Annotated in this window: 2 protein-coding genes; both read right to left on the bottom strand. The window is 64.2% G+C overall.

From position 1 onward, the window contains the following. Positions 1 to 49: 49 nt before the first annotated feature. On the bottom strand, positions 50 to 26,623 hold the full coding sequence (locus ACFT1A_RS04730; RefSeq protein WP_378446014.1) for a non-ribosomal peptide synthase/polyketide synthase: 26,574 nt from the start codon (positions 26,621 to 26,623) through the stop codon (positions 50 to 52). Then, a complete protein-coding gene (locus tag ACFT1A_RS04735; protein WP_378446015.1) occupies positions 26,623 to 26,754 on the bottom strand; it encodes a hypothetical protein in 132 nt (43 codons plus the stop codon). The genes ACFT1A_RS04730 and ACFT1A_RS04735 overlap by 1 nt, the downstream gene beginning before the upstream one ends. Positions 26,755 to 26,921 lie beyond the last annotated feature (167 nt).

A 26,921-nucleotide genomic window follows, 5' to 3' on the forward strand; every position in this document is an offset into this window, starting at 1 on the left:
CGGGATCCATCACCCTGTGTGTTTCACTCATACCCATGTCGAACCTGGTTCAGACACCCCACTGAGCGATAACTTCTCGCAATCGTACAGCTATGGACATCGCCGGTGTCGGTTCGATCATCTGGTTGTGTTCGCAGTCGACTTCGACGACGCGGATGTCGCCCGAAACGAAGCGGCGCCATTCGGCCACATCGTGTCCGTTTGCGGTAGATCTTCCGGCTACGAAGAACTCGATGTCTCCGGAGTGAACCGGCGGTTGGTGCTGATTCGTCAATTCGACGGAGTGGGAGTAGCCGCGACTGATCCGCTCCAGATGCTCCGCTTCGATTCCGATCCCGGCACCCAGGGTCCGCTCCAGCAATTTCGCCGCTTCTTCGAAAGTCTCGACTGTCTTGGATCCCGCAGGCATCGCGAGCCCCGCCAGTAGTTCGGAGACCGAGAGTTCAGCGGGCTGATCGGAATCCGACGACGGATAGCTGTCGAGGATCGACAGCGTCACGTCACGTCCGCTGCGAGTGAGATTGTGCGCCACGGCGTGTGCGATGACGCCGCCGAGCGACCAGCCGGCCAGATGGATCGGGCCGGTCGATGCCACGGCTGCAATGCGATTCGCGTAGTCGTCGGCGAGTTCGGTCAGCGAGTCGAAGCTGGGCCCGCCGCTCAGTGACGGTAGCTGAAGACCGTATACGGGTTGATCCAGCTCGAGGTGCTTGACGAATTCCGCGTAGCCCCACGACAATCCGATACCTGGATGGACGAAGAACAGTGGTGCGCGATCGGATCCGGCGCGCAGCGTGATCATCGGAGCGAGCAGATCCGACGAATCATCCGGCGAGTGTGCGTCCATTCCGTCGGCCGCGCGGGCGACACCGCCAGGCGTCGGATCCAGGAACAGTGCCTGCAACGGCACTCGCATCCCGAGGCGCTTCTCGAGTTCGATGGTGATCCGGGTGGCCACGATCGACGTTCCTCCCAGTTCGAAGAAGTCGTCGTCCACGCCGATGTGCTCGTGACCGAGCACGGTCTCGAAGATGTCGACGACCGTTCGTTCGGTGCCGTTGGTCGGCGGTGCGTACGGGACCGTACGACGCTCGAAGCTCGGCGTGGGCAGTGCTTTGCGGTCCAGCTTGCCGACCGGTGTCACCGGAATACGGTCGACGACTACGATCGCGCCGGGAACCATGTGCGCAGGTAGGCGAGAAGACAGGTGGCGTCGGAGCTCCCAGTCGTCGACGGTCTGTCCATCCACGGGCTGGATGTAGGAGGCGATCATCGTCTCCCCCGACGGCGCTTCGTGCCCGAGTGTCGCGGCGAAGTAGACGGAGGGGTGTGCCATCAGGACGGAGTCGATTTCGCCGAGCTCGATGCGGAATCCGCGGACCTTGATCTGGAAGTCGCTGCGGCCCAGGTATTCGAGGGTGCTGTCGGAGCGCCAGCGCACCAGGTCGCCCGTGCGGTACATCCGCTGGCCTGGTTCGCCGAACGGATCGGCGACAAATCGGTCGGCGGTGAGGTCGGGACGATTGTGGTACCCGCGGGCGAGTCCGGGGCCGGTCACGTACAGCTCCCCGATGACTCCCACGGGCACGGGCTTGAGGTGCCCGTCGAGGACCAGGCCGGCAAAGCCGATGGCGGGACGACCGATGTTGATGTCCTTGCCCGGTCGCATGGGTTCACTGACGCTGGCCTGGATCGTGGATTCGGTGGGTCCGTATCCGTTGAACATGCGACGGTCTCGGCCCCAGATGTCCACGAGTTCGGGTGGGCAGGCTTCACCGCCGACGGCGAGCACGCGGAGTTCTGGCAGCGCGGAGCTTTCGATGGAGCTGAGCGCGGTCGGTGTGATGAACGCGTGTGAGACGTGTTCGTCGGCAAAGATTTCAGCCAACTCGGATCCGCCGAAGACGGTGGGTGGGATGACGACGAGGCAGGCGCCACTGCCGAACGCCATCATGAGTTCGAAGACGGAGGCGTCGAAGCTCGGTGATGCCAGGTGCGAGATCCGCGAGTACGGCTGGACGTTGAATCTCTTGTGTTCTTCGGCGTTGAGGTTGGACAACCCGAGGTGGGTGACGATGACGCCCTTCGGCTTTCCGGTCGAACCCGAGGTGTAGATCAGGTACGCGGGATGCCCGTGATGCAGGGGGATCGTGCGGTCGCGATCGGTGATCGCGGCGACGTTCTGGCGCTCGATCTCGTCGACGGTCTCCGCTTCATCGAGGACCATCCACTCGACCGTGTCGGGAAGTTGACTGCGGTGAGCGTCGTCGGTGATGCCGAGTACGGCCCGCGAATCGTCGAGCATGTGGTTGATGCGGTCGTCGGGATAGTTCGGGTCGACGGGCAAGAATGCTGCCCCGGTTTTCGTGACCGCCCAGATGGCGACGATCTCCGCGGCGGACCGCGGCAGACCCAAGGCCACAAAATCTTCGGGTCCGACACCGCGCCGGCACAGCGCTCTCGCCAGCTTTGTCGATTCCTCGTCGAGTTCGCGGTAGGTCATCGACCTCTCGCGACTCGAGAGGGCTGGGGCATCCGGGTTCGATGCGACTGCTTCGGCGAGGATCTCCGGCCACACCCGCGCTCGAGTCGCGGCTGCACCGGATGCCGGCACCAGAGCGGCTGTTTCGTCGGCGGCGAGGATACCGATGTCGGCGATACGTGTTGCCGGTTCACGCCCGACAGCGCCCAGGATCAGGCGAAGTCGGTCGGCAAACCGCCGAATGGTGCCGGGTTCGAAGAGATCTGTCGCGAAGTCGAAGGCGGCGGACATCCCGGCAGGGGCGCCGGTCTCGTCGAACTTCTCGTCGACGATCAGCTCGAGGTCTTCCTTCGCGAATTTGGTTTCCACGGTCAGCCCGTCGATGTCGAGGCCGGGCAAGTGGAAGTGCGCGGGTTCGTTGTTCTGAAGTTCGAGGGCTACTTGGAACAGCGGCGAGTACGACGTGGATCTGGTCGGGTTGATCACGTCAACGAGCCGCTCGAAAGGTAGATCCGAGTTCTGGAATGCGGCCAGATCGATTTCGCGGATGTGTTCCACCAGTTCGGCAAACGTGATGTCGGGATCGACGCTGGTTCGCAGGACCAGCGTGTTGACGAACATTCCGACGAGGTGGTCGAGCGCTGCCTGACCGCGGCCGGCGATCGGGGTGCCGATGGTGACCTCGTCTGCGCCGGACAGTTTCGACATCAGCACGGCCAGTGCGCCGTGCAGTGCCATGAACATCGTGACGCCGTGGGACCTGGACAGGTCCGCGAGCGCGCGGTGAGTGTTCGCGTCGATCTCGAAGGTGAATCGGTCACCGTGGAAGGTCTGTTGCACGGGCCGCGGGTGGTCGGTGGGCAGAGCGATGACATCGTCGAGTCCGGCGAGTTGCTCACTCCAGTAGCGCAATTGGCGGCTGATGACAGATTCCGGATCGTCTTCCGATCCGAGGACCTGATGCTGCCACAACGTGAAGTCCGCGTACTGCACTTCGAGTGGTGCCCACGTGGGCTCGGTTCCGGCCGTACGCGCCAGATAAGCCGCCATGACGTCGCGTGCGAGCGGCGCCATCGACGAACCGTCGGCGCAGATGTGGTGGACGACGACAAACAGAATGTGAACGGGTTCGTCGGTGTCGAGTCGGAAGAGTGCCACGCGCAGCGGCAGGTCGACCGACACGTCGAAGCCGGTGGTGGCGAGTCGTTGCATGCGCTCTGCGAGGTCGTGCTCCCCCAACGTCATTTCACGGACCGGAGGTATTGCCTCGTCGGCGGTGAGGACTTTCTGAATCGGATCGCCGCCGACGGCGGGGAACACGGTCCGCAGTGTTTCGTGGCGCTCGACGACGTCGGCGATCGCCTGTTGCATGGCGGTGACGTCGAGGTCACCGGTAAGGCGCACTGCCAGTGGGATGTTGTATGCGGCCGATCGTGTGTCGAATTGGTTGAGGAACCACATGCGCTTCTGCGCCAATGACAGCGGGACGTTGCCGACGCGCTCCATGGGAGTGAGCGGCACGGTGCCGACGGCAGTGACGGCGCTGGAAAGCCGCTCGGCGAGCTGGGCGGTCGTGGGCGATTCGAACAGCACGCGTACCCCGACGTCGATGTCGAGAGCGGAGTTGAGCCGCGAGACGACGCGAGTGGCGATCAGCGAGTTGCCGCCGAGTTCGAAGAAGTTGTCGTCCATCCCTACTCGCTCGACTCCGAGTACATCGATGAAAGCGTCGGCTATCCGACGTTCGAGGCTGGTACCGGGGGCCCGGAATTCCACCGCGGTTCCGGTGAACTCCGGGGTCGGCAACGCTTTTCGGTCGAGCTTGCCGACCGCGGTGCGCGGAAGCTCGTCGACGATCATGATGCTGGCCGGAACCATGTGCGACGGAACGCGGCCGGCTAGATGCGCGGTGATCTCGGTACCTGTCAGCGTCGATCCTTCCTCGACGGTGAGGTAGGACGCGAGGACTGTTGCTCCGGCCGGTCCGTCGACGCCGAGTGTCACGCAGTTCGTGACAGTCGCCATTGCGGTGATCTGGGCGTCCACCTCGCCGAGTTCGATACGGAATCCGCGAATCTTGACCTGGAAGTCGCTGCGCCCGACGTATTCGATGGTGTGATCGCTTCGCCAGGAGGCGATGTCCCCGGTGCGGTACATCCGGTCACCGGGCTTGCCGAAGGGGTCGGCGACAAATCGCTCACCGGTCAGACCGGGACGCCGGTGGTATCCGCGAGCCAAGCCGATTCCGGCGATGTACAGCTCACCGGGAGCTCCGACGGGTACCGGTTGCAGGCGCGAATCGAGGATCATCTCGTGCACACCGCGGATCGGGCCACCGATAGTGATGGGTGCGCCCACCGTCATGGGTTCGCTGATGTCTGCCATGACGGTCGTCTCGGTCGGGCCGTAGGCGTTGACGAATTCTCGTCCGGGAGCCCACAGACCGACGAGATGCGGTGGCAGTGCCTCTCCCCCGACGACGACGTGCCGGAATTCGTCCAGGCCGGCCGGGTCGACGGTGGCGAGTGCCGCTGTGGTGACAAACGCATGAGTGACGTGTTCGCGACGGATCAGACTTGCCAGTTCGGCTCCGCCGTAGATGTCGGTCGGGACGATCACCATGGTTGCTCCGACACCGAATGCCTGCAGGTACTCGAAGATGGCTCCATCGAAGCTCGGGGTGGCGAAGTGCAGGGTCCGAGAGTGGTGATCGGCGTGGAATCGGCGTTGCTGATCGAGTGCGAAGCTGTCGAGTCCGGTGTGGGTGACGACTACTCCCTTGGGTCGTCCGGTAGATCCCGAGGTGTAGACCACGTAGGCGGCGTTGTCCATGGCCACCGGTGCGAGCCGTTCGTCCTGGGCGATCGGGAGGGTGCAACTGGTGGCGACGTCGTCGTCGAAGGCTTCTTCTCCGAGCACCAACCAGGACACGATCGGTGGCAATGTCTCGATGGCGTCGACGACGGTCAACCCGAACAGCACTTCGGAATCGCTGAGCATGTGTTCGATTCGGTCGGCCGGATAGGTGGGGTCGACGGGGACGAAAGCTGCGCCGGTCTTGGCGACCGCCCAGACCGCGAGAACCGATTCGATGGACCGTTCGATGCCGATGGCAACCGACGTTTCGGGTCCGGCGCCGCGGCGGATCATGGCTCTGGCCAACTGGTTCGAGCGCCGGTCGAGTTCGGCGTAGGTCATGGAGCGATTGCCGGACGAGAGCGCGATGCGGTCGGGATATGTGGCGGAAACGTCGGCGAGTATCTCCGGAAGCGTTCGAGCGGAGCGACCCGGGGATCCGAAGACCGGCGCAAGATCGCGGCTTTCGAACTCGGTGAGTACCTGCAGGCGGGCGAGCGGCTGATCCGGTGCAGAGGCCAGATGTTCGAGGACGATGCCGACGCGCTCGGTGATCTTCGCTACTTCGCGCGCCGAGAAGTGTGTGGGCAGGTACTCCATTTTCAGATTGAGTGTGTGACTTTCCGACGCGACCACGGCGATCGGGTAGTGAGCCGAGTCGCGTCCGTCGATGCCGAGAACGTGCATACCCGCGATGTCGGTTTCGGCGGTCAGGGCTGCCTCGTCGACGGGATACGACTCGAACACCGTCAGTGTGTCGAAGGATCCGGCGGCGCCGACTGCTCCCGCGATGTCCGACAGACCGATGTGGTGGTGGTCGAGCAGTGCCGCCTGCTCGGATTGGACGCGAATGGCCAGTTCCGCGAGGGTTTCTCGGGCGTCGAGGCGGACTCGCACCGGGACGGTGTTGATGAACAGGCCGACTATCGATTCCACCCCGGACACCTGGGGTGGGCGTCCTGAGACGGTTCCGCCGAAGACGACGTCGTCGCGGCCGAGGAGTTCGGCGAGCACAATTCCCCAGGCCACTTGGACCAGGGTCGCCATGGTCAGACCGCGGCTTCGCGCGAATGCCCGAAGAGTCTCGGCTCGTTCGGTCGGCAGTGAGTACGAGTGAATGTCACTCGCCACGGTTTCGGCGGCGGTGCTTGCCTGCGAGAGTTGGGTGGATGTGTCGACGCCTCGTAGCGCTTCCTGCCACGCCCGCAGCGAAATTTCGGGTTCCTGCTTCGAGATCCAGGTGAGGTAGTCGCGATACGACTGAACTCTGGGCAGAATCTCGGGGTCGCCGTCAGTTGCGTAGAGAGTGAGCAGGTCTCGAAGCAACAGCGGAGTGGACCAGCCGTCGAGCAGGATGTGATGGTTCGTCACGACGAAGCGTGCCGCGTCCGGTCCGTTTCGCACGAGCATGAACCGGATCAGTGGGGCTGTTTCCATGTCGAAACGCTCAGCGCGATCACTCTCGAGGAGCTGAGCGAACGCGAGTTCGCTGTCCTCGGCCCCGGACAGGTCGATTTCGGTCCAGCTGATCTCGACTCCGGACCGGATCACTTGCAGCGCCCGACCTCCTGGCGCGGAGACAAATCCCGCGCGCAGGCTCGGATGACGATCGACCAAGGCCTGCGCGGCGCGGCGCAATCGCGGCGCTTCCACCAGTCCCCCGAGCTCGAGGGTCAGTTGCACCATGTACGGGTCGATTTCTGTTTCGTCGAACTGGGCGTGGAAGAGCATGCCCGATTGCAGAGGTGACAGTGACCAGATGTCGGTCAGGTCGGGGAATCTGCGCTCGAGTTGCTCGATGCTCTGCTGGTCCGCGGTGACGAGATCGAGATCGGTGGGCGTGAGCTCACGCTCGGAGTGTTCGTCGACGTACGAACTCAGCGCGCCGAGTGCAGTGGCCCAGAGCTCCGCCAGTTCGGTGACTTCAGCCTCACTGAGGATGCCGCGGGGGAAGGACCAGGTAGCCCGCAGAATGGGACCGCGTGCGGTGTCGGTGGTGACGGCGTTGATGTCGAGTACCGACCCGGCAGCAAGCTCTCCGCTGTGCGCTTCGTCGAGTGTCACTTCGGAGATCGGCAGCCACGGCACTTCGCCGTGCTCGGGATCCGAGCCGGCAAATCGTCCGAGGTAGTTGAACGAGATCTGCGGTGTGGGCAGCTCCCGCAGGTCTTCGTTTCGATCGAGGTACTTGAGCATGCCGAAACCGATTCCGTTGTCCGGAATGTCGAGCAGCGTTTCCTTGACGAGCTTCACGGCCGAGGCCGCGGTTGTTCCACCGGACAGAGCATCGACGACGTCGAGTCCGGTCAGGTCGATCCGCACGGGGAACAAGGTGGTGAACCAGCCGACCGTGCGCGAGAGGTCGGCACCCGGTGCGGCGTTCTCCTCGCGGCCGTGTCCTTCGAGGTTGAGAAGCACTTCGCCGCTGCGCTGTCCGCGCGATCGACGCCAGGCGGTGACGGCAATCGCGAGAGCTGCGAGCAACCCGTCGTTGACCGAGCCCCCGAAATGTTGAGGCACCGTCGAGATGATGTTCTCGGTCACCGTGGTCGGAACGTCGACGCTGACGCGGTCGACAGTGGAACCGATGTCCATGGCGGGGTCGAGTCCGCGCGTTCCGAGCGGTGGCTCGTCGGCCCGCATTCTCGACCACAATTCGATCTCGTCACGTCGATTCGCGGCGGTCTCGGCGAGGGCTGTCGCCCAACGGCGTATCGACGTTCCGCCGGGCGGAAGCATCGGCGTTTCGCCGTCGAACGCCGAGGCGTACGCGGTGACCAGGCCGGGGACGAGCATTCGCCAGGACACACCGTCGACCGCGAGGTGGTGAAGGACCAGGAGCAACCGGCCGGCCTCGGCCTGGTTTCCGTTCGCGCTGACGGGATCCAACCAGAGTGCGCTGATCATCTTTCCGTGCTCGGGATCGAGACGGCTGGATGCGTCCTGCATCGCGGCTTCCGCGGCGGCCACGAATTCTTCGCCGCTGGTGGACACGATGGGGGTTCGGCGCAGGACGTCGGAGGCGGCGACGGTGCCGGGTTCGCGGATCTCGAGTTGGTGAGTCGCGGTGTCCAGACGCGCTCGCAGTACATCGTGACGATCGAGGATCGTTTGCAGTGCGCGCTCCAGCGCGGGGCCGGACACATCGGCTGGCAGTGCGATGAGCGCACTCTGGCTGTAACTGCGGATCGTGCTCAGGTCTCCGCGACTGCGTTCGACGAGCCACTCCATGATCGGAGTGAGCGGTAGGGTGCCGACTCCCCCGCCGGGTAGCTCCGCGAGAACCGGTGCAGCTTCCGCTGATTCGACGAGGAGGACCTTCGTCAGGCCGGCAACCGTCTTCGCTTCGAAGACGTCCCTCGGCGTGAAGATGAGGCCTGCGGACTTCGCCCGTGAGACGAGTTGGATCGACATGATCGAATCGCCGCCGAGACCGAAGAAGGAATCGTCCACTCCGATACTGCCCCGCCCCAGCACTTCCGCGAACAGGTCCGCGAGGACCGCCTCGGTAGCGGTGGCCGGTGCCCGCGTCGCCTCCGTTGTTCCCACGACGGCGAAGTCCGGTGCCGGGAGGCCGCGTCGGTCGAGCTTTCCGTTGACGGTCAGCGGAAGTGATTCGAGGACGACGATCGCGGTGGGCACCATGTACTCCGCGAGTTCGACGGAGACGTAGTCGGTCACCGTCGCGGAATCGACGGCACTGCCTGTCTCGGCGACCACGTACCCGACGATCCGGGGTGAGGCGCCGTCGGTGCGCACGAGCGCCACGGAGGCCGCGACGCCGGGGCAGCGGAGCATCGAGGCTTCGATCTCTCCGAGTTCGATGCGGAAACCACGCACCTTCACCTGGAAATCACTGCGGCCCACGTACTCCAACTGCCCCGCGTCGTTCCACCTCGCCAGGTCCCCGCTCCGATACATTCGATCCCCCGAACTACCGAATGGATCGGGAAGGAACCGTACCGAAGTCAATGCGGGTTTCCCGAGGTATCCCCGAGTCACCTGATCACCGGCGACGTACATTTCGCCGACAACGCCTGGTGGTACCAGGTTCAGTCGCCGATCGAGTACGTAGACGGACAATCCTGGTACCGCTCGCCCGATGATGCTCGCCGACGCGTGCTCGCTGTCGTTGCGGTCGAGCGCGATTCGACTGACGTGCACTGTCGTCTCGGTGATCCCGTACATGTTGACCAGCGTCGGCGCCGTGTCGGCGCGCCGGTCGTACCACTTGCGCAATTGGCCGAGATCGAGAGCTTCACCACCGAAGACGACGTAGCGCAGTGCAAGGTCGGGGTCCGCGCCGCTGGGTGTGTACGCGCGGTCGGCTTCGGCGAGTTGGTAGAAGGCGGTGGGTGTTTGGTTCAGCACCGTCACTCGCTCGCGGCGAAGCAGTTCGTGGAACATGTCGGGCGATCTGGTCGTGTAGTAGTCGACGACGACCAACCGGCCACCGTGCAGCAGCGGACCCCACAGTTCCCAGACGGAGAAGTCGAATGCGTACGAGTGGAACATCGTCCACACGTCCGAGTCGTCGAACCCGAACGTGGGGGACGTGTTGTCCATCAGAGTCAGGACGTTTCGATGGCTGACCTGGACACCTTTGGGGCGCCCTGTGGATCCGGAGGTGTAGATGACGTACGCGACAGCGTCGGGCAGAAGTGGTGTCGTCCGGTCCGCGTCGGTGATGCGATGTGGCGCGGAGTGATCGAGGCGTACGGCGATCTCCGACGATCCGAGTTCGACGATGTCGATGCCGGATTCGATGATCTCCGACGGCAGATCGTTGCGGAAGTCTCCGGTCGTGACCAGGCATACCGGCCGCGCGTCGTCGAAGAGGAATCGCATGCGCTCCGCCGGATAAGTGATGTCGACCGGCAGGTATGCCGCGCCGGTCTTGATGACGGCGACAAGGGTGAGCACGAGGTCGGTCGTTCTGGGCATCGCAACGGCCACCACGGATTCCGGACCGATACCGCGATTGATCAGAAGCCGCGCCAGGCGGTTCGCACGCCCGTCCAGTTCGGCGTACGTCATTGCGCCGTCGCTGTCGTTGACCGCGGTCGACGACGAATGCGCTGCAACAGCCTCGAAGAAGCGGTCCGCGATGTTGTCCGCTGGAGCCGGTTCGGCGTGAGTGTTCCACTCGGTCAGCATCTGTCGACGCTCGTCGGCGCCGACGACGTCGATGTCGCCGGTAGGAGTCGACGGGTCTCGGGAGACCGCCGCGAGGAGGGTGATCAGCCGGTGTGAGAACGATTCGATCAAATCACCGTCGAACAGGTCTGTGGCGTAGACGAATTCGGCGTCGATACCATCCGAATCTCCGTCCGCGTCGTACCGTTCGGTGACCGCGAGTTGGAGATCGAACTTGGCGACAGGAAGGTCGAACTCGACTCCCGAGACCGACAGCCCCGGCAGTTCGAGTTGCGGTAGTGCGTTGTTGCGGAACTCGATGAGTATCTGGAACAACGGAGTGTGTGACGTCGAGCGTTCCGGGTCGAGTGCGTCGACCAACCTTTCGAAGGGCAGGTCAGCGTGTTGGAATGCACCGAGATCACCTTCACGAACCTGGGCGAGTACGTCCTCGAACGATGCGTCGGGCGTGATCTGCGTTCGAAGCACAAGTGTGTTGACGAACATTCCGACCAGGTGATCGAGTTCGGCCTCTCCGCGGCCGGCGACGGGTGTACCGATGGCGATGTCCTCGGTTCCGGCCAGACGCGCTGCGAGCACCGCCAGCGCTGCATGTATGACCATGAACATGGTGCTGCCGTGCTCGCGTGCCAGGTCGGTCAGCGCTCGATGAATCTGCGGTGAGACAGCGAACCGGTGCACCGAGCCCGCCATGGAGGGCTTCGCCGGACGCGGGAACGACGTCGGCAGCGCGATCGGTTCACCGAGTCCCGCGAGACGGTCCTTCCAGTAATCGAGCTGACGGGTCAGGGCGGAGTCCGGATCTTCTTCGGAGCCGAGTACCTCGTGCTGCCACAACGCGAAGTCGCCGTACTGCACGGCCAGTTCCGACCAGCTCGGCGCGCTGCCGGCGCTGCGGGCCGCATATGCCGCTGCCACGTCCACGGCCAGGGGGTTCATCGAGAACCCGTCGGCGACGATGTGGTGGACGACGATCACGAGCACGTGTCTGTGTGTGTCCCCGTCCACGCGAAGGACTGCGCAGCGGATGGGGACATCCGCCGAGGCGTCGAACCCTTCCGAGGCCAATCCGAGAATTCGATCGGAAACTTGTGCAGCAGCGACGATCTCCGGTTCCAGGATCGGCATGACCGCCTCGGCGGAGACAACCTGCTGTACCGGTTGTCCGTCGATCGAAGGGAACTTCGTCCGCAAGCTCTCGTGGCGGCCCAGTACGTCCGCTACGGCCTCCTGCAATGCGGCGAAGTCCAGATCGCCGTCGAGGCGCACGGCCAGGGGAACGTTGTAGGCCGGTGACGTCACGTCGAACTGGTTGAGGAACCACATCCGCTTCTGCGCCAGCGACACGGGCAGTGGGTCCGGGCGAGACCGTCGAGTCAACGGTGGTCGGGGGTTTTCGCCGCGGCCGACACTCTCGGCCAGACGAGAGAGCTGCCGAACTGTCGGAGACTCGAACAATCCTCGTACGCCGATGTCGGTGCCGAGGAGCGCGTTGACGCGGGCGATGACGCGCGTCGCGGTCAGTGAGTTTCCGCCGACGTCGAAGAAGTGGGTGTCGATACCGATCGGGGTCACTCCGAGCACGTCCTCGAAGACGCCCGCCACCAGTCGTTCCAACTCGGTGGTCGCTGCCGTGAACGTTTCGGCATCGGTGTCGAAGCGAGGCTTCGGGAGAGCAGTCCTATCGACCTTGCCGACGCCGGTGAGTGGCAGTTCGTCGAGCACGACGACGCTCGCGGGCACCATGTGTGCCGGCAGCACCTCTCGAGCCGCTGCCCGGATGTCCTCGGCGGTCACGGGGTGTTCGTCGTCGCAGACGACGTACGCCGCCAGAGCCTGCTCGTCCGACGGTCCGCGCACCGCCAGCGTGACCGCGTACTCGACGCCCGGCAGCTGACCCAATGCAGTGTCGACCTCGCCGAGTTCGATGCGGAAACCGCGGATCTTGACCTGGAAGTCGCTGCGTCCGAGGTACTCGATGGTGCGATCACTGCGCCAGCGCACGACGTCGCCGGTGCGGTACATCCGCTCCCCCGGCTCGCCGTACGGGTTGGCGACAAACCGTTCGCTCGTCAGTGGTGAGCGCCCGTGATAGCCACGCGCGAGTCCGACTCCCGCCACATACAGCTCCCCGGGAACACCGACAGACACCGGTTGGAGTCTGCGATCGAGGACAACCTCGCTGAATCCTCGGTTCGGCGGCCCGAGATAGACCTTGTCGCCGGCCGGAATGGGGTCACTGAGATTGCAGGAGATGGTGGTTTCGGTGGGACCGTAGACGTTGACGAACGATCTTCCCGGCGCCCAGGTGCGCACCAGGTCTGCCGAGGGGGCCTCGCCGCCGACCGTGATGGTGGTCAGTTCGTCGATTCCCTCGGGATCCACCGATGTCAGGGCCGCGGGCGTGATGAAGGCGTGGGTGACGTGTCCGTCCCGGAGAACGTCGGCAAGTTCGGTTCCTCCGTAGACGGTGGTCGGAGCTACCACCAGTTCGCCGCCGACCGCAAAGGCGAGCAGATATTCGAGAACTGACGCATCGAAGCTCGGTGAGGCGAAGTGCAGTGCGCGCGAATTCTCCGTGAGACCGTAGCGATGGCGCTGTTCGTCGGCGAAGTTCTCGAGGCCGGTATGGGTGACGACAACACCCTTGGGTCGGCCGGTCGAGCCCGAGGTGTAGATGAGGTAGGCAGTGTTCTCCAGCCGGGTGGGTCCTCGGCGCTCGTCCTCGCGTAGCGGTGCCGTGGACACTCCGGAGAGCCGAGCGATGCTCGACGGGTCGTCGAGTTCGAGCCACTGCGTCGCACCAACTTCGCCGGGTCGGTGGGCTGCAGTGGTCAAACCGAGCGAGGATGCCGAGTCCTCGAGCATGAACGAGATCCGGTCACTCGGGTAGCGCGGATCGATCGGCACGAAGGCGGCGCCGGTCTTGGTGATCGCCCAGACGGCTGCCACGGATTCGAAGGAACGTTCCACACAGATCGCCACCCGTGAGTCCGGGCCGGCACCTTCGGAGATCAGCACGCGTGCCCACTGATTCGAGGCCTCGTCCAGTTCTCGGTAGGTCATCTTTCTCTCACCACAGGACAGTGCGATTCGTTCGGGGAATCTGCTCGCCGTGTCCTCGAAGATGCGAGCGAGTGTCCTGACCGAGCGCCCTTGCTTTCCTCGCGCGGGAACCAGTTGCTGCACTTCGGAATCCGGCATCAGACGCAATTTTGCCAGCGGAAGATCCGGTTGCGCGGTGATCAGTTCGAGGGTGCGCAGCAGCCGGTCCGCAATCGCGTCGATGTCGTGATCGCCGAGGACTCCCGGGAAATACTCGAACTTGAGCCGCAAGCGTCCGTCTGCTGCGGAAGCGACGATCGCGAGCGGATAGTGCGCCGCGTCCTCGGCATCGTGGACGTCGAGGACGTGCATTCCGGCGATGTCCGTGCCGGACGAGAGTCCACCGCGGTCGACGGGATACGACTCGAAGACAGTCAGGGTGTCGAATGATGCAGCGCCCCCTACTGCCGATGTGATGTGGGAAAGACCCACGTGGTGGTGATCGGACAGCCGCGCCTGCTCGGTTTGGACACGAACACACAGTGCTGCCAGAGACTCTCGCGGGTCGAGGCGAACTCGCACGGGGACGGTGTTGATGAACAGGCCCACCATCGACTCGACGCCCGGAACCTGGGGTGGGCGTCCGGAGACCGTTCCACCGAAGACGACGTCGTCGCGGCCGAGGAGTTCGGCGAGCACGATTCCCCAGGCCACCTGGATCAAGGATGCTGTCGTCAGACCGCGGGAGCGGACGAATCCGCGCAGGAGTTCCGTCTCACGTTCGCCGAGCGCCGTGGTGGTCGAGCGTGAGGTTGCACCGTCCTCGTCGACTGCGTGGGTTCCGGTGAGCAGTGTCGGATCGTCGAGTCCGCGAAGCGCTTCGTCCCAGGCCTCGATCGACTTGCTCTCGTCGCGAGTGCTGATCCAGCTCAGATAATCCCGGTACGGATGCGCACGCGGGATGGCGCTGTGATCACTGTCCGTGGCGTAGAGGGTGAGTAGATCGCGGACCAGCAGCGGCATCGACCATCCGTCGAGGAGAATGTGGTGGTTGGTCAGGATCAACCGGTATGAGTCGTCACTGGTTCGCAGAAGCAGGAACCGCAGGAGGGGCGGTGTGTCCATGTCGAAGCCGCGCACCCGATCCGCATGGAGGAGTTCGCGTATCTCGGTTGCCTGTTCGGTGGGAGCCAACGGAGAAATGTCGATCTCGGTCCACGGCACATCCACGGCGGCGCTGATCACCTGCACCGATCGCCCACCGATGTCGGTCGTGAACGCAGCGCGTAGGTTCTCGTGTCTGTCGAGCAGCGCCTGCGCGGCACGGTGCAACCGGGACGCGTCGACGCCGTCGAGTTCGAGTGTGAGTTGGACGGTGTACGCGTCCACGGTGTGTTCTGCGTATCGGGCATGGAACAGCAGTCCGGATTGCAGCGGTGAGAGGGACCAGATGTCGGTCAGCGTCGGGAACTCGAGCTCGAGGCGATCGATGGACTCCTGGTCCAGGTCGATCAGGTCGATGTCCGACGGTGTGAGTCCACCGCGTTCGCTCTGCTCGGCGTACGTGGCCAGAGCGCGCAACGCCTGTACCCAGAGTTCTGCGATGGCGCGCGCATCACCGTCCGCCAGCACGGCAGTGGGATAGGCGATAGTGGCGCCGATGTGCGGTGCACCCGAGATTTCGGTGGTGACGACATTGACGTCCAGTACCGAACCCACGGGCATGTCGGACTGAGCTGCCGCTTCCAGATCGACGTCACGGGCCAGTGCCCAGTCCCCCAGTGACTCTCCGGCTTCGGTGCCGGAAAAACGCCCCAGATAGTTGAACGAGATCTGCGGTTGGCGGAGGTCTTCGAGTTCCGTTCGGCCTACCTCGTCGAGGTAACGCAGAACTCCGTACCCGATACCGCTGTCCGGAACACCCAGTAGCTCTTCCTTGACGCGCTTGAGCACCACCGCGGCGTCGGGGCCGCTGCTCATCACGTTCGCGATGTCGATGTCGGCGAGGTCGATCCGCATCGGGAAGACGCTCGTGAACCAGCCGACGGTGTGCAGCACATCCGCTCCGGGGACCACGTGAGCTTCGCGTCCGTGGCCCTCCATCGAGACGAGCACGTTGTCGGTTCGTATGCCTTGTGCCTGCCTCCACTGCGTCAGTGCCAGCGCGAGAGCAGCAACGAGGCCGTCGTTGACGGATCCACCGAACAGCGCCGGAAGCGTGGTCAGGACTGTTTCGGACAGTTCGACGGGTACGTCGGCGACAACTCGGCCGACCGAATCGAACGTGTCGAGCCTCGGGTCCAGCGGGCGGGTTCCGATCAGCGGATCGGCACCTTCGAGTATCGAACGCCACCTGGGCAATTCGACTCTTCTATCGGGCGCGATGTCGCGGAGCGCGTACGACCAACGACGAACCGACGTGCCCGAGTACGAAGGCTCCGGTTCCTCACCTGCATCGATGCGGTGGAATGCCGACGCAAGTTCCGGTACGAGGACGCGCCAGGAGACACCGTCGACTGCGAGGTGGTGGATCACCAGGAGCAACCGGCCGGTGTTGCGCACGCCGGCCAGCCAGACGACACGGACCATCACACCCCGGCTGGGGTGCAGTTCTCGGCGTGCACCGCCCAGGGCGTCGACGATCGCCGCGTCGAACGCTGCGGTGCCCGGCTCGGCCTCCACCTCGAGTACCTGGCAGATGTCCTCGGCTGCAACAGATCCGGGCTCGTCGACGACGAGCCTGCGCTCGCCGTCGAGTTCGAGGCGCGCGCGAAGGATGTCGTGACGATCGAGAACAACTTGAAGAGCCGCGGTCAACTGCTCCACACTGCGAAGCCCGTGCGGCGCATTGAGAAGAGTCGCCTGGGAGAACGAATCGAGCCCCTGGAGATCGGAGCCGAGCCGGTCGAGCCACCACTGAGCCACCGGCAACAAGGGCACGTGGCCCACGCCGCCTCCGGGAAGTTCCTCGAGAACCTCGGGTTCGTCGTCCTTGGTCGACGACAGCAATACCGCAAGACCGGCGACCGATTTCACCTCGAAGACGTCACGCGGGGTGAACACGAGTCCCGCGTCGCGGGCGCGGGCGACAAGCTGAATCGACATGATCGAATCGCCGCCCATCGAGAAGAACGAGTCGTCGACGCCCACCGATTCGACACCGAGGACGTCGACGAACAGGGCGGCCAGCGTGCGCTCGGTATCGGATTCGGCTGCCCGTGAGCGTGCCTGGGTTACCCGGAAGTCGGGAATCGGCAATGCTCGACGATCGAGCTTTCCGTTGGCTGTCATCGGAAGTTCGTCGAGCACGACCACCACTGAGGGAACCATGTACGGGGCAAGAGCCGAACCCGCGAACGCGATGACAGCCTCGGGATCCACAGTCTGAGCGTCGCTGGCAGGCACTACATATCCGACGATCCGTGCGGCGCCTCCCTCACGTTCGAGCGTCGTCACCACGGAATGTGCAACGCCGGGATAGCGAGCCAGAACTGCCTCGATCTCGCCGAGTTCGATGCGGAATCCACGAATCTTGACCTGGAAATCGCCACGGCCCTGGTACTCGAGTTCTCCGTTCTTGTTCCACCGGGCGAGGTCGCCGGTGCGGTACATCCGCGTACCGGCACCGCCCGTGGGATTGGGTACGAACCGTTCGGCGGTGGTGCCCGCGCGGTTGCGGTAGCCGCGGGCGAGTCCATCGCCGCTGACGTACAACTCCCCCGTCACTCCGACCGGGACGCGGTGTAGGCGATTGTCGAGAACCCACGCGGTGATGCCTGTCGACGGCCGTCCGATGGTCACCCGATCGGTCGGTGACATCGGCTCGGTGATGCTGGCTACGACCGTCGATTCGGTCGGTCCGTAGGCATTGATCATGATCCGGTGATCACTGACCCAGGCAGCGACGAGATCGGGCGGGCAGACGTCGCCGCCGGTTCCGATGCAGACCAACTCGTCCAGTCCACTCGGGTCGACCGTGGCAAGAGCGGCTGGCGTGATGAAGGCGTGAGTGACGTGTTGATCGGCGATCAGGCTCGTCAGTTCGGTTCCGCCGATGATGCTTGGTGGAGCGATGATCATCGTGGCCCCGGCACCGACCGCCATGAGTAGCTCGAGAATCGAGGCGTCGAAACTCGGTGAGCTGAAATGCAGCGTGCGGGAGGTCGACTCGACTCCGAAGCGACTGCGCTCCTGCTCGGCGAGCGCCGAAAGCCCACGGTGAGTGACCATGACGCCTTTGGGGACGCCGGTGGAACCGGAGGTGTAGATGACATAGGCCGGATTGTCGACAGACGCGGTTCCCAGCAGTTCCGAAGCCTCTATCCGGTGATCACCGGTCTGTTCCAGGGTCGCGAGGATCTCGGCCTGATCGAGCAGAATCGCGTCCGCCTCGTTCGGGACGACACCGGCATGCTCGGCGGTGGTGAGAACGACGCCCGATCCCGAGTCGTTGATCATGTGGTGCACACGATCGACGGGATACGCCGGGTCGACGGGTACGAACGCAGCGCCGGTCCGAGCAACCGCCCAGATCGCCACCACGGATTCCAGGGAGCGCGGCAATGCCAGAGCGACAACGGATTCCGGGCCGGCCCCGCGGCTGATCAACAGTCTCGCGAGCCGGTTGGCGCGGCGGTCGAGTTCGGAGTACGTCAGATGTCGGTCGCCGAAAACCAGCGCGGTTCTCTGCGGTTCGCCAATGTAACTCCGCTCGAGCAACGTCGAGAAGTGAACCTGCTCGGGAAGTTCCGGTGCGAGGGTGCGGATCGTGTCGAGATCGCTCACGAGATCGATGTCTCCGACCGGTGTGTGCGGCGATTCCGTCACGGCATCCAGAATCCGAATCAGATACCGAGCAAAACCGTCGACGGTCGCCTCGTCGAACAGCGCTCTCGCGTAGGTGAACCCGGCCTCGATGCCCGCCGGCTGACCGTCCTCGTCGAAAGTCTCGGCCAGAGTGAGCTGCAGATCGAAATTCGAGACGGCGGATTCGAGTTCGAGAACTTCGACGTCGAGATCTGTCAGACGAACAACTGGTCGAGCGGTGTTCTTGAACTCGAGCATCACTTGGAACAGCGGTGAATGCGACGTCGACCGCTCCGGAGCGAGCGCATCGACGACGCGCTCGAAGGGGACGTCTGCGTGAGCGAAGGCGTCGAGGTCGGTGCTGCGAACCCTGGCCAGGAGATCGGTGAAGGAGGCCGAGGGGTCCACGTCGGCGCGCAGGACCAATGTTCCGACGAACATGCCGACCATCGGATCGAGCAGGGCATTTCCGCGCCCGGCGATCGGTGAGCCGATCGTTATGTCTTCCATGCCGGACAATCTGGCCAAGAGCGCTGCGTAGGCGGCGTGAATCGCCATGAACATACTGCTTCGATGTTCGATCGCGGTTTCGCTCAGACGACGGTGGATGCCGGCATCGATGTCGAACCGGACGACGCCACCCGAGAGATCCTGCACACGCGGACGCGGACGATCTGCAGGAAGCGCAAGAAGCTCAGGCACACTTGCCAGCTGACGTGTCCAGTACTCGAGCTGACTGGCGAGCGTACTGTCCGGTTCGTCGATCCGACCGAGCGCCCGTTCCTGCCAGATCGCGAAGTCCGCGTACTGGACCGGGAGCGGAGCCCAGTCGGGGCTCGCACCTCGATGTCTGGCCGAATACGCGCTCATCACGTCGAACGCCAACGGTGCCATCGAGAATCCGTCGGCGCAGATGTGATGGACGACCACAGCCAGGACGTGATCTTCGGCGTCGACCTCGATCAGTTCGGCCCGGATCGGCGGGGCCTGCGTCACGTCGAAGCCCGTCGAGGTGACGCGCTCGATCTCCGTGAGTACCGCTTCGGCGTCCGCGCTGACAACCGGCATCGTGCCCAACGCTTCACCGGGTTCCACGATCACCTGCGCCGGCACTCCCTCGATCATGGGAAACAGCGTGCGCAGCGATTCGTGTCGAGCAAGTACGTCGGTGATCGCGCTCTCCAACGCGGCAACGTCCACCCTGCCTCTGAGCCTGATCGCTATGGCGACGTTGTATGCCGCGGACGTGACGTCGAATTGATTGACGAACCACATGCGCTTCTGTGCCAGCGACAGCGGAATCGACTGTGGCCTCGGCAACGCTTCGAGCCGAAGGACGGCCGGTCCCCCTCGCGCCGTGGCGCACTCGACCGCCAACTGAGCAACGGTCGGCGCGTCGAACAACTCTCTGATCGACAAGTTCAGCGACAGCGAATCGTTCACTCGCGCCACGGCGCGGGCAGCGACGAGACTGTTCCCGCCGATCTCGAAGAAATTGTCGTGCACACCGACGGCACCGGATTCCAGGAGTTCTTCGAAGATCGACGCCAACTGGGCTTCGATCGGCGTTCGCGGCGCCAGATACGTCTGCGAGCTGTCGAAGCTGGGCGCGGGCAGGGCCTTCCGATCGAGCTTGCCGGTCGAGCCGAGTGGGAACACGTCGAGGTCGATGACCACCGCCGGAACCATGTAGGCCGGGAGGAGGCCTCTCAACTCGGTGCGCAGGCTGTCCGTGTCGATCGAATTCCCGGCTTCGGCGATGACGTAGCCGACGAGACTGTCACCGACCACATTGTCGTGATGGACGAGAGCAGCAGCTTGCGCGACACCTGTGAGCCTCAGCAATGCTGCTTCGACCTCGGCGAGTTCGATGCGCTGGCCGCGGATCTTCACCTGGAAATCGCGTCGGCCGACGTAGTCGAGTAGCCCGTCGGCGCGCCATCGGACGACGTCGCCGGTTCGGTACATCCGTGCGCCCGCCGGGCCGTACGGATCTGCAACGAATCTGTCGGCAGTGAGGTCACTACGCCCGAGGTATCCGCGCGCCAGTTGCACTCCCGCCAGATACAACTCGCCGTGCACGCCGACCGGGACGGGGTGCAGCCTTCCGTCGAGGACATAGAGCTGGGTGTTCCACACGGGCGCACCGATGGGAACTGTGACGGTCATGTCTGGGGTGAATTCGGCGGCGCTCACGTCGACGGCCGCTTCCGTGGGTCCGTACAGGTTGAACAACCCTGCAGGACTCAGACGAGTGAACGCCTCCGCTGTGGTGGGCACAAGAGCTTCACCACTGCAGAACACCTGGCGCAAGCTCGCGCACTGCTCGGGAGACGCAACGGCGACGAATTCCGCGAGCATCGACGGTACGAAGTGCGCCGTCGTGACTCCCTTTTCGGCGATCAACGCCGACAGGTATCCAGGATCACGGTGCCCCTCCGGTTCCACGATCACCAACTGCGCGCCGGTCTGCAGGGGCCAGAAGAGTTCCCACACCGAAACGTCGAATGTCACCGGAGTCTTGTGCAGCACCACGTCCGACGCGTGAAGTGGATACGCGTCCTGCATCCACAGAAGGCGATTGACGATCGAACGGTGCGATACTGCAACGCCTTTCGGTCGACCGGTCGATCCGGACGTGAAGATCACGTATGCAGCATTGTCCGGACGGAGGGGCGCGACCCGATCAGCGTCCGTGATCGGCGCCGTCGTGGGAACCGGATGATCGACATCGACGTCGACGATCGGCACTTCTGCGGGAAGAGCGCCACGGTCCTGGGGTCGGCTCAGCACGCAGATCGGTTCCGCGATGTCGAAGACGTAGGCGATGCGCTCGGCAGGATGATCGGGGTCCACCGGGACGTATGCCGCACCGGCACGGATCACGGCGTGGACGGCGATCAGCAGTTCGGCCGACCGGCGAATCGACACCGCGACGCGCATGTCCGGGCCGACGCCGCGGCCGATGAGGGTTCTGGCAAGTTCGCTCACCCTCGCATCGAATTCCGCATACGTCAGCGTCCGCTCACCGAAGATCAGCGCGGCCCGCTCGGGTGTCCGGGGTGCCTGCTCCGCCGCCAGGTCGGCCAGAGCGGTGATCGGTACTACGTGCTCGGTGGAATTCCAACGCTCGAGGACCAGTTCCGCCTCGCCCGGGGCTGTGAGGTCGACGTCGCCGACGACGGATTCCGGGTCGGCAGCTACCGCGTCGAGGAGCATCGTGAAGCGATCGGCGAGGCCCGACATGGTGTCCGAGTCGAACAGTTGGCTGGCGTAGTTCAACTGGCCGTCGAGATGGTCGCCGCGGTCGGTCAGAATGACCTGAAGATCGAACTTTGCTGCACCCGTGGAAAGTTCGTCAACCGTGACGTCGAGTTCGGGCAAGGTGACTTCGGTGGGAGCGGCGCCCTGCATCACCAGCATGACCTGGAACAGCGGCGCCTGGTTGTCGGCGAGGGACTCCACGAGTACGTCGTACGGCACTTCGGTGTGCTGCAAGGCCGCCACGTCGACGTCGCGCACACGGGTGAGAACGTCGCCGAAGGTGAGTCCCCCGTCGAGAACCGTCCTCAGCACCACCGTGTTGACGAACATTCCGACAACGTCGTCGAGGGCTCGCTCGCTACGTCCGGCCACCGGGGTGCCGATCGTGATGTCGTTCGCTCCACATTCTCGGCTGAGCAGGACGGCCAGCGCGGCGTGGATCACCATGAAGACGCTGACATCGCTGCGCGCCGCGATCTCGCCGACCCGGCGGTACGTCGCGGAGTCGATACGGAAATCGAGATCGTGACCGCGCAGCGAGACACCGGCCGGCCGCGGATGATCCATCGGCAGTTCCGCAAGCTCGCCGCGTTCGGTGAGCGTGTGCGACCAGAACCGCAACTGCTCGGCGAGTATCGAATCCGGGTCGGACGCTTCGCCGAGCGCTCCGCGTTGCCATTCGCTGAAATCGCCGTACTGCACTTCCAGTGGCAGCCACGCCGGTACACGTCCGCTCGCCCTCGAGGCGTACGCGACCATCACGTCACGGGCCAGCGGGGCCATCGACAGGCCGTCCGCGGCGATGTGGTGCACGACGAGGACCAAGGTGTGTTCGAGTTCGTTCACTTCGAGCAGAGTCGCGCGGATCGGCACCGATTCGCTGACGTCGAATCCCGTTCGCGCCAGTTCGCTCGCTCGTACGGAAGCCGCTGCGGCAGGAACGGTTTCCACCTCGAGGTGATCGAACATCTCGTCCACACCGAGAACGTGCTGTACCGGACCGCGAGCGCTCTCGGGGAAAACGGTCCGCAAGACCTCATGCCGGACGATCACGTCCCGCAGGGCGGCGAACAGGGCATCGACGTCGAGAGCGCCGGTCATTCTCACCGCGATCGGGATGTTGTACGCCGGCGAGTTCGGATCGAGTTGATTGGTCAGCCACATTCGTTGCTGCGCCAGAGATACCGGTATCCGATCAGGGCGATCGATACGCGTCAGTGCAGGCGCGCGGGTATTCCGCGAGTCCGCGAGGTCGGCGCGTGCAGCCAGAGCGGAGACTGTCGGTGCCTCGAAGAGGTCGAGAACGCTCAGCGTCGTCCCGAGCGCTCCGTTGACCCGGGACACGACGCGGGTCGCGATCAGCGAGTCACCGCCGAGGTCGAAGAAGCTGTCGTCCGCTCCCGCCCGGGTGATGCCGAGCAGATCGCAGAACACCGCCGAAATCCGCTTCTCGGTCGAGGTCTCGGGTGCACGGTATTCGGCCGAGCCGCCCGCCGAATCGATGTCCGGCAACGCCTTCCTGTCGATCTTTCCTGCCGGAGTCAAGGGAATGGAATCGAGTACGACGATCCGCGACGGAACCATGTGAGCTGCCAACGAGGATCCGGCGTGGGCGATCAACTCGGAGTTGTCGATGTGTGTACCCGCAGCCGCCGTGACGTACGCCGCCAACAGTGTTTCCCCGCTCGGGCCCGCAACTCCGGCGGCGACGGCCTGGGCGACGCTCGGATGGCGGCGCAGTACGTCGTCGATCTCACCGAGTTCGACGCGGAAACCGCGGATCTTGATCTGGAAGTCGCTACGGCCGAGGTACTCGAGTTCACCGGCACCGTTCCACCTCGCGAGGTCGCCGGTGCGGTACATACGTTCTCCCGCAACACCGTTGGGGTCGGCAACAAATCGTTCGGCCGTGATCGTGGCACGCGCGTGATACCCGCGCGCCAGACCGATGCCGCTCACGTAGAGCTCGCCGGCGACACCGATGGGCACCGGCTGAAGCCGTGAGTCCAAGAGGACGGCCGCGGCGCCGCGCATCGGCTTTCCGATGGTGACGGGAACATCGCTGCTCAGCGGTCCGGTCAGGGTGGCGACGACGGTGGTTTCGGTCGGTCCGTACGCGTTGAACATCGAGCGTCCGTGTGACCACTGATCGACCAGTGCGGGCGAGCAGGCGTCGCCGCCGGTCACGACCACCCGAAGATCCGGCAGGCCGGCGGGATCGACGGTTGCGAGCGCGGCCGGGGTGACGAAGGCATGTGTCACCCGGCCGACGCGCATCACCTGGGCCAGTTCGTCGCCGCCGTACACCGTCGGTGGCGCGATCACCATCGTTGCTGCGCCGCCGAAGGCAAGGAGAAGTTCGAGGACCGAAGCGTCGAAGCTCGGCGAAGAGAAATGCAGTGTGCGGTCTCCCGGTTCGACTCCGAACCGGTCTCGCTCCTCGTCGGCGAAGCTGCTCAGCCCGCGGTGACTGACCACCACGCCTTTGGGGACACCGGTCGAGCCGGAGGTGTAGATCAAGTACGCCGGATCGTCGTAGTGCACGCGTGAACGACGTTCGGCATCGTCAACCGGTGCATCCGAGCAGTCGGCGTTCAATTCGTCGAGAAGAAGCCAATCCACCGAGTCGGCGAGCCCGCCGTGGTGCTCCCCCACGCTGATTCCGACAACAGCTCCCGAATCGGTGAGCATGTGCCGAATACGGTCCTCGGGGTAGTGCGGATCTATCGGGAGGAAAGCTCCGCCGGCCTTGGCTACCGCCCACGTCGCGGTCACGGATTCGATCGACCTCGACAATGCCAGGGCGACGTAGGTGCCGGGGCCAACCCCGCGGGCGATCAATTCGCGGGCGAGCTTGTTCGACTCGGCGTCGAGTTCCCGGTAGCTCACCTCACGACCGCCGAACACGAGCGCTGGGGCATCGGGGTTCACAGCTGCGGCTCGGCGGAGGATGTCGGGGAGGGTCAGCGGGTCGGACGCGACCTCTCCCCGTGCCGGTACCAGGGACTCACGTTCGAACTCGTCGAGGAGATCGAGGTCTCCGATCGGCGTTTGCGGGGCTGCGGCTGCGCCGGAGAGGACCCACACCAGTCTCGAGAGGAAACCTCGGACCGTGGAATCGGCGTAGTGCTGTGCGGAGTACGCCACCTCGAGGGCATTGGCGTCCGCGTGGACCTCGATCGCCACGTCGAGGCCGGCTATCGTCGTCTCCCGCGATCCGTCGTTGAGACGGACGTGCAGCGCGGGCAGCTCGGGGACACCTGTCGCCGATCGAATCAGCAACGTATCGTGTTCTTGCGCAAGTGAACCCACGAATTCATCGAACGGTGCTGCCGGATCGACCTCGCAGCGTAGGGGCAAGGTCCCCAGCTCGGTCCTCGTCCCGATCAACACGTCCCGGCGCTCGGTCGATCTCGACAGCAACGCAGCAAATCCCGCATGGACAACGTCAAAGAGCGAGACACCTTCCGAGCGTGCGAGTTCGGCGACCGCAGGATCGAGCGGGACGCTCAGTCGATTCGTACCGGTCGGCTCCGATTCGGCGTCGATTCGCCCGAGATCCAGTGTCTCGAGGCCCAGGGTCGAGCCCTCGTCGGCGTCCCCCAGGTATCTCGCCCAGAACCGCTCGTGTTCCCTCCGCTGTGCACTGCGTGCTCCAGCCTCGGCACTTGCCGGATGAATCCGGTTCATCGGCGTACCGGCGGGCGCTGCTGTCAGTTCAGCGACCAACTCGGTGAAGGCTCGGTGGTGATCAGCCAGTTCGTCGTGACCGTAGCGATTGGGGTTGCCACGAAAATCGATCAACGTCTGGGCCGGATCGCCGCTCTGGTACACGTTGACCAGGAGATCTTCGACCGGCCCCGACGTGACGATGTGGAACTCGCCGGTCAGTGATCCCAGCGTGATCTCCTGCCGGAAGAGCATCACATTCATCATCGGACCGGACAGACGCGCGTCGCCGACCGCCAGGCCTGCATCACGCCGGATGTCCTCGAGACTGCACCGCTGATGACGAAGCGCACCGAGAAGTTCGAGTTGAACCCGCCCGACCAGATCGTCGACGCTTTCGCCTGGGTCGACGTGGATGTGAAGCGGCGCGACGTTCACCAGCATGCCGCCCGACCGTTGCAGCGGCGCCGTGGTCCTCGCCGAGACCGGCAGGTTGATCAGAACGTCGTCGTAGCCGGTGTTGCGGGACAAGTAGCACGCCAGTGCCGAAATCAGCACCGCCGCCGCAGTGGCACCGGAACGTGTATTCCACTCGTCCAACGCGGCAAGACTGTTCGCCGACATCGCGGCACTGACGAGTTCACTCTGCGCGGTCGGCGGTCCCTCCCGCGTGGCCAACGTAGAACCGTGTTCGACGCCGGACACACGCTGGGCCCAGTATTCGCGGTCGGCGTCGAATCGGCTTGATTCACGGTACTTCTGGTCGAGTTCGGACAGTGTCGTGACGTCGAGCGCCTTGTTCACCGCAGGCTCTCGACCCTCGACGGCGGCGGTGTAGATCGCCGCGATCCGATTGACGATCGTCATTCCACTGTATCCGTCGAGTGCAACGTGGTGAATCCTGGTGTACCACAGGTAATCTCGATCACCAGTTTGGAGGATTGTCATTTCGACAAGGCGATCGCGCGTCAAGTCGAGCGTCGTCGCGTAGTCGTTGTCCATCCACTCCGACGCCGCGAGCCTCGGATTCTCGCGCTCACGGAAGTCGAAGTAATCGATGCCCGGATCGATCGTGAAGTCCACGATCTGGCACGGTTCCCCGTCCGGGTACATCAACCGCAGAAATGGCGATTCGAACTCGTGGGCAGCCTCCACCGCAGCGCGGCTGAGCAGTTGCATGTCCAGGTCCCCGTGGAATTCGATGTACTGCGCGATGAAGTACGGGACCGTCGGGTGAAGCTGCTGCGCGAACCACATGCTGCGCTGCACGGCCGAGAGAGGAAACGCCCCGGCCGGCAGACTCCGTGATCCGGTCAGCGGATCGATCCTCTTGTCGGTATCCATCACGACCACCCCCACACAGCGTTACCGCGATCAGCGGTGCCACGATCGGCGTTGCCACGATCAGCGCTGGGAACTGTGGTTCGGGGATTGAAGAGAAACATCGCACCGCCTCGATATCGAGTGGAAACCATGTGGCGATCCTGCGAGAGCGCAGCCGAAGGTCATCGACCTCGACGAAGGGTCGCTTCGAAGTCCGAACCTCCCCGAAGGTCCGAACTCAGGATCAGAATTTGTCGTCGTCAGGCGTCAGGCGCACCGCAGTGCTGCGGTGCTCAACGCAAGGCTAGAAACCGGTTGC

The sequence above is a fragment of the Rhodococcus sp. NPDC057135 genome, from assembly GCF_042670865.1.
GTDB lineage: Bacteria > Actinomycetota > Actinomycetes > Mycobacteriales > Mycobacteriaceae > Rhodococcus_F.

Coding starts and splice junctions, on each gene's coding strand:
- ACFT1A_RS04730 (WP_378446014.1), bottom strand. CDS start 26,623: ATGGATACCGACAAGAGGATCGATCCGCTGACCGGATCACGGAGTCTG.
- ACFT1A_RS04735 (WP_378446015.1), bottom strand. CDS start 26,754: ATGGTTTCCACTCGATATCGAGGCGGTGCGATGTTTCTCTTCAATCCC.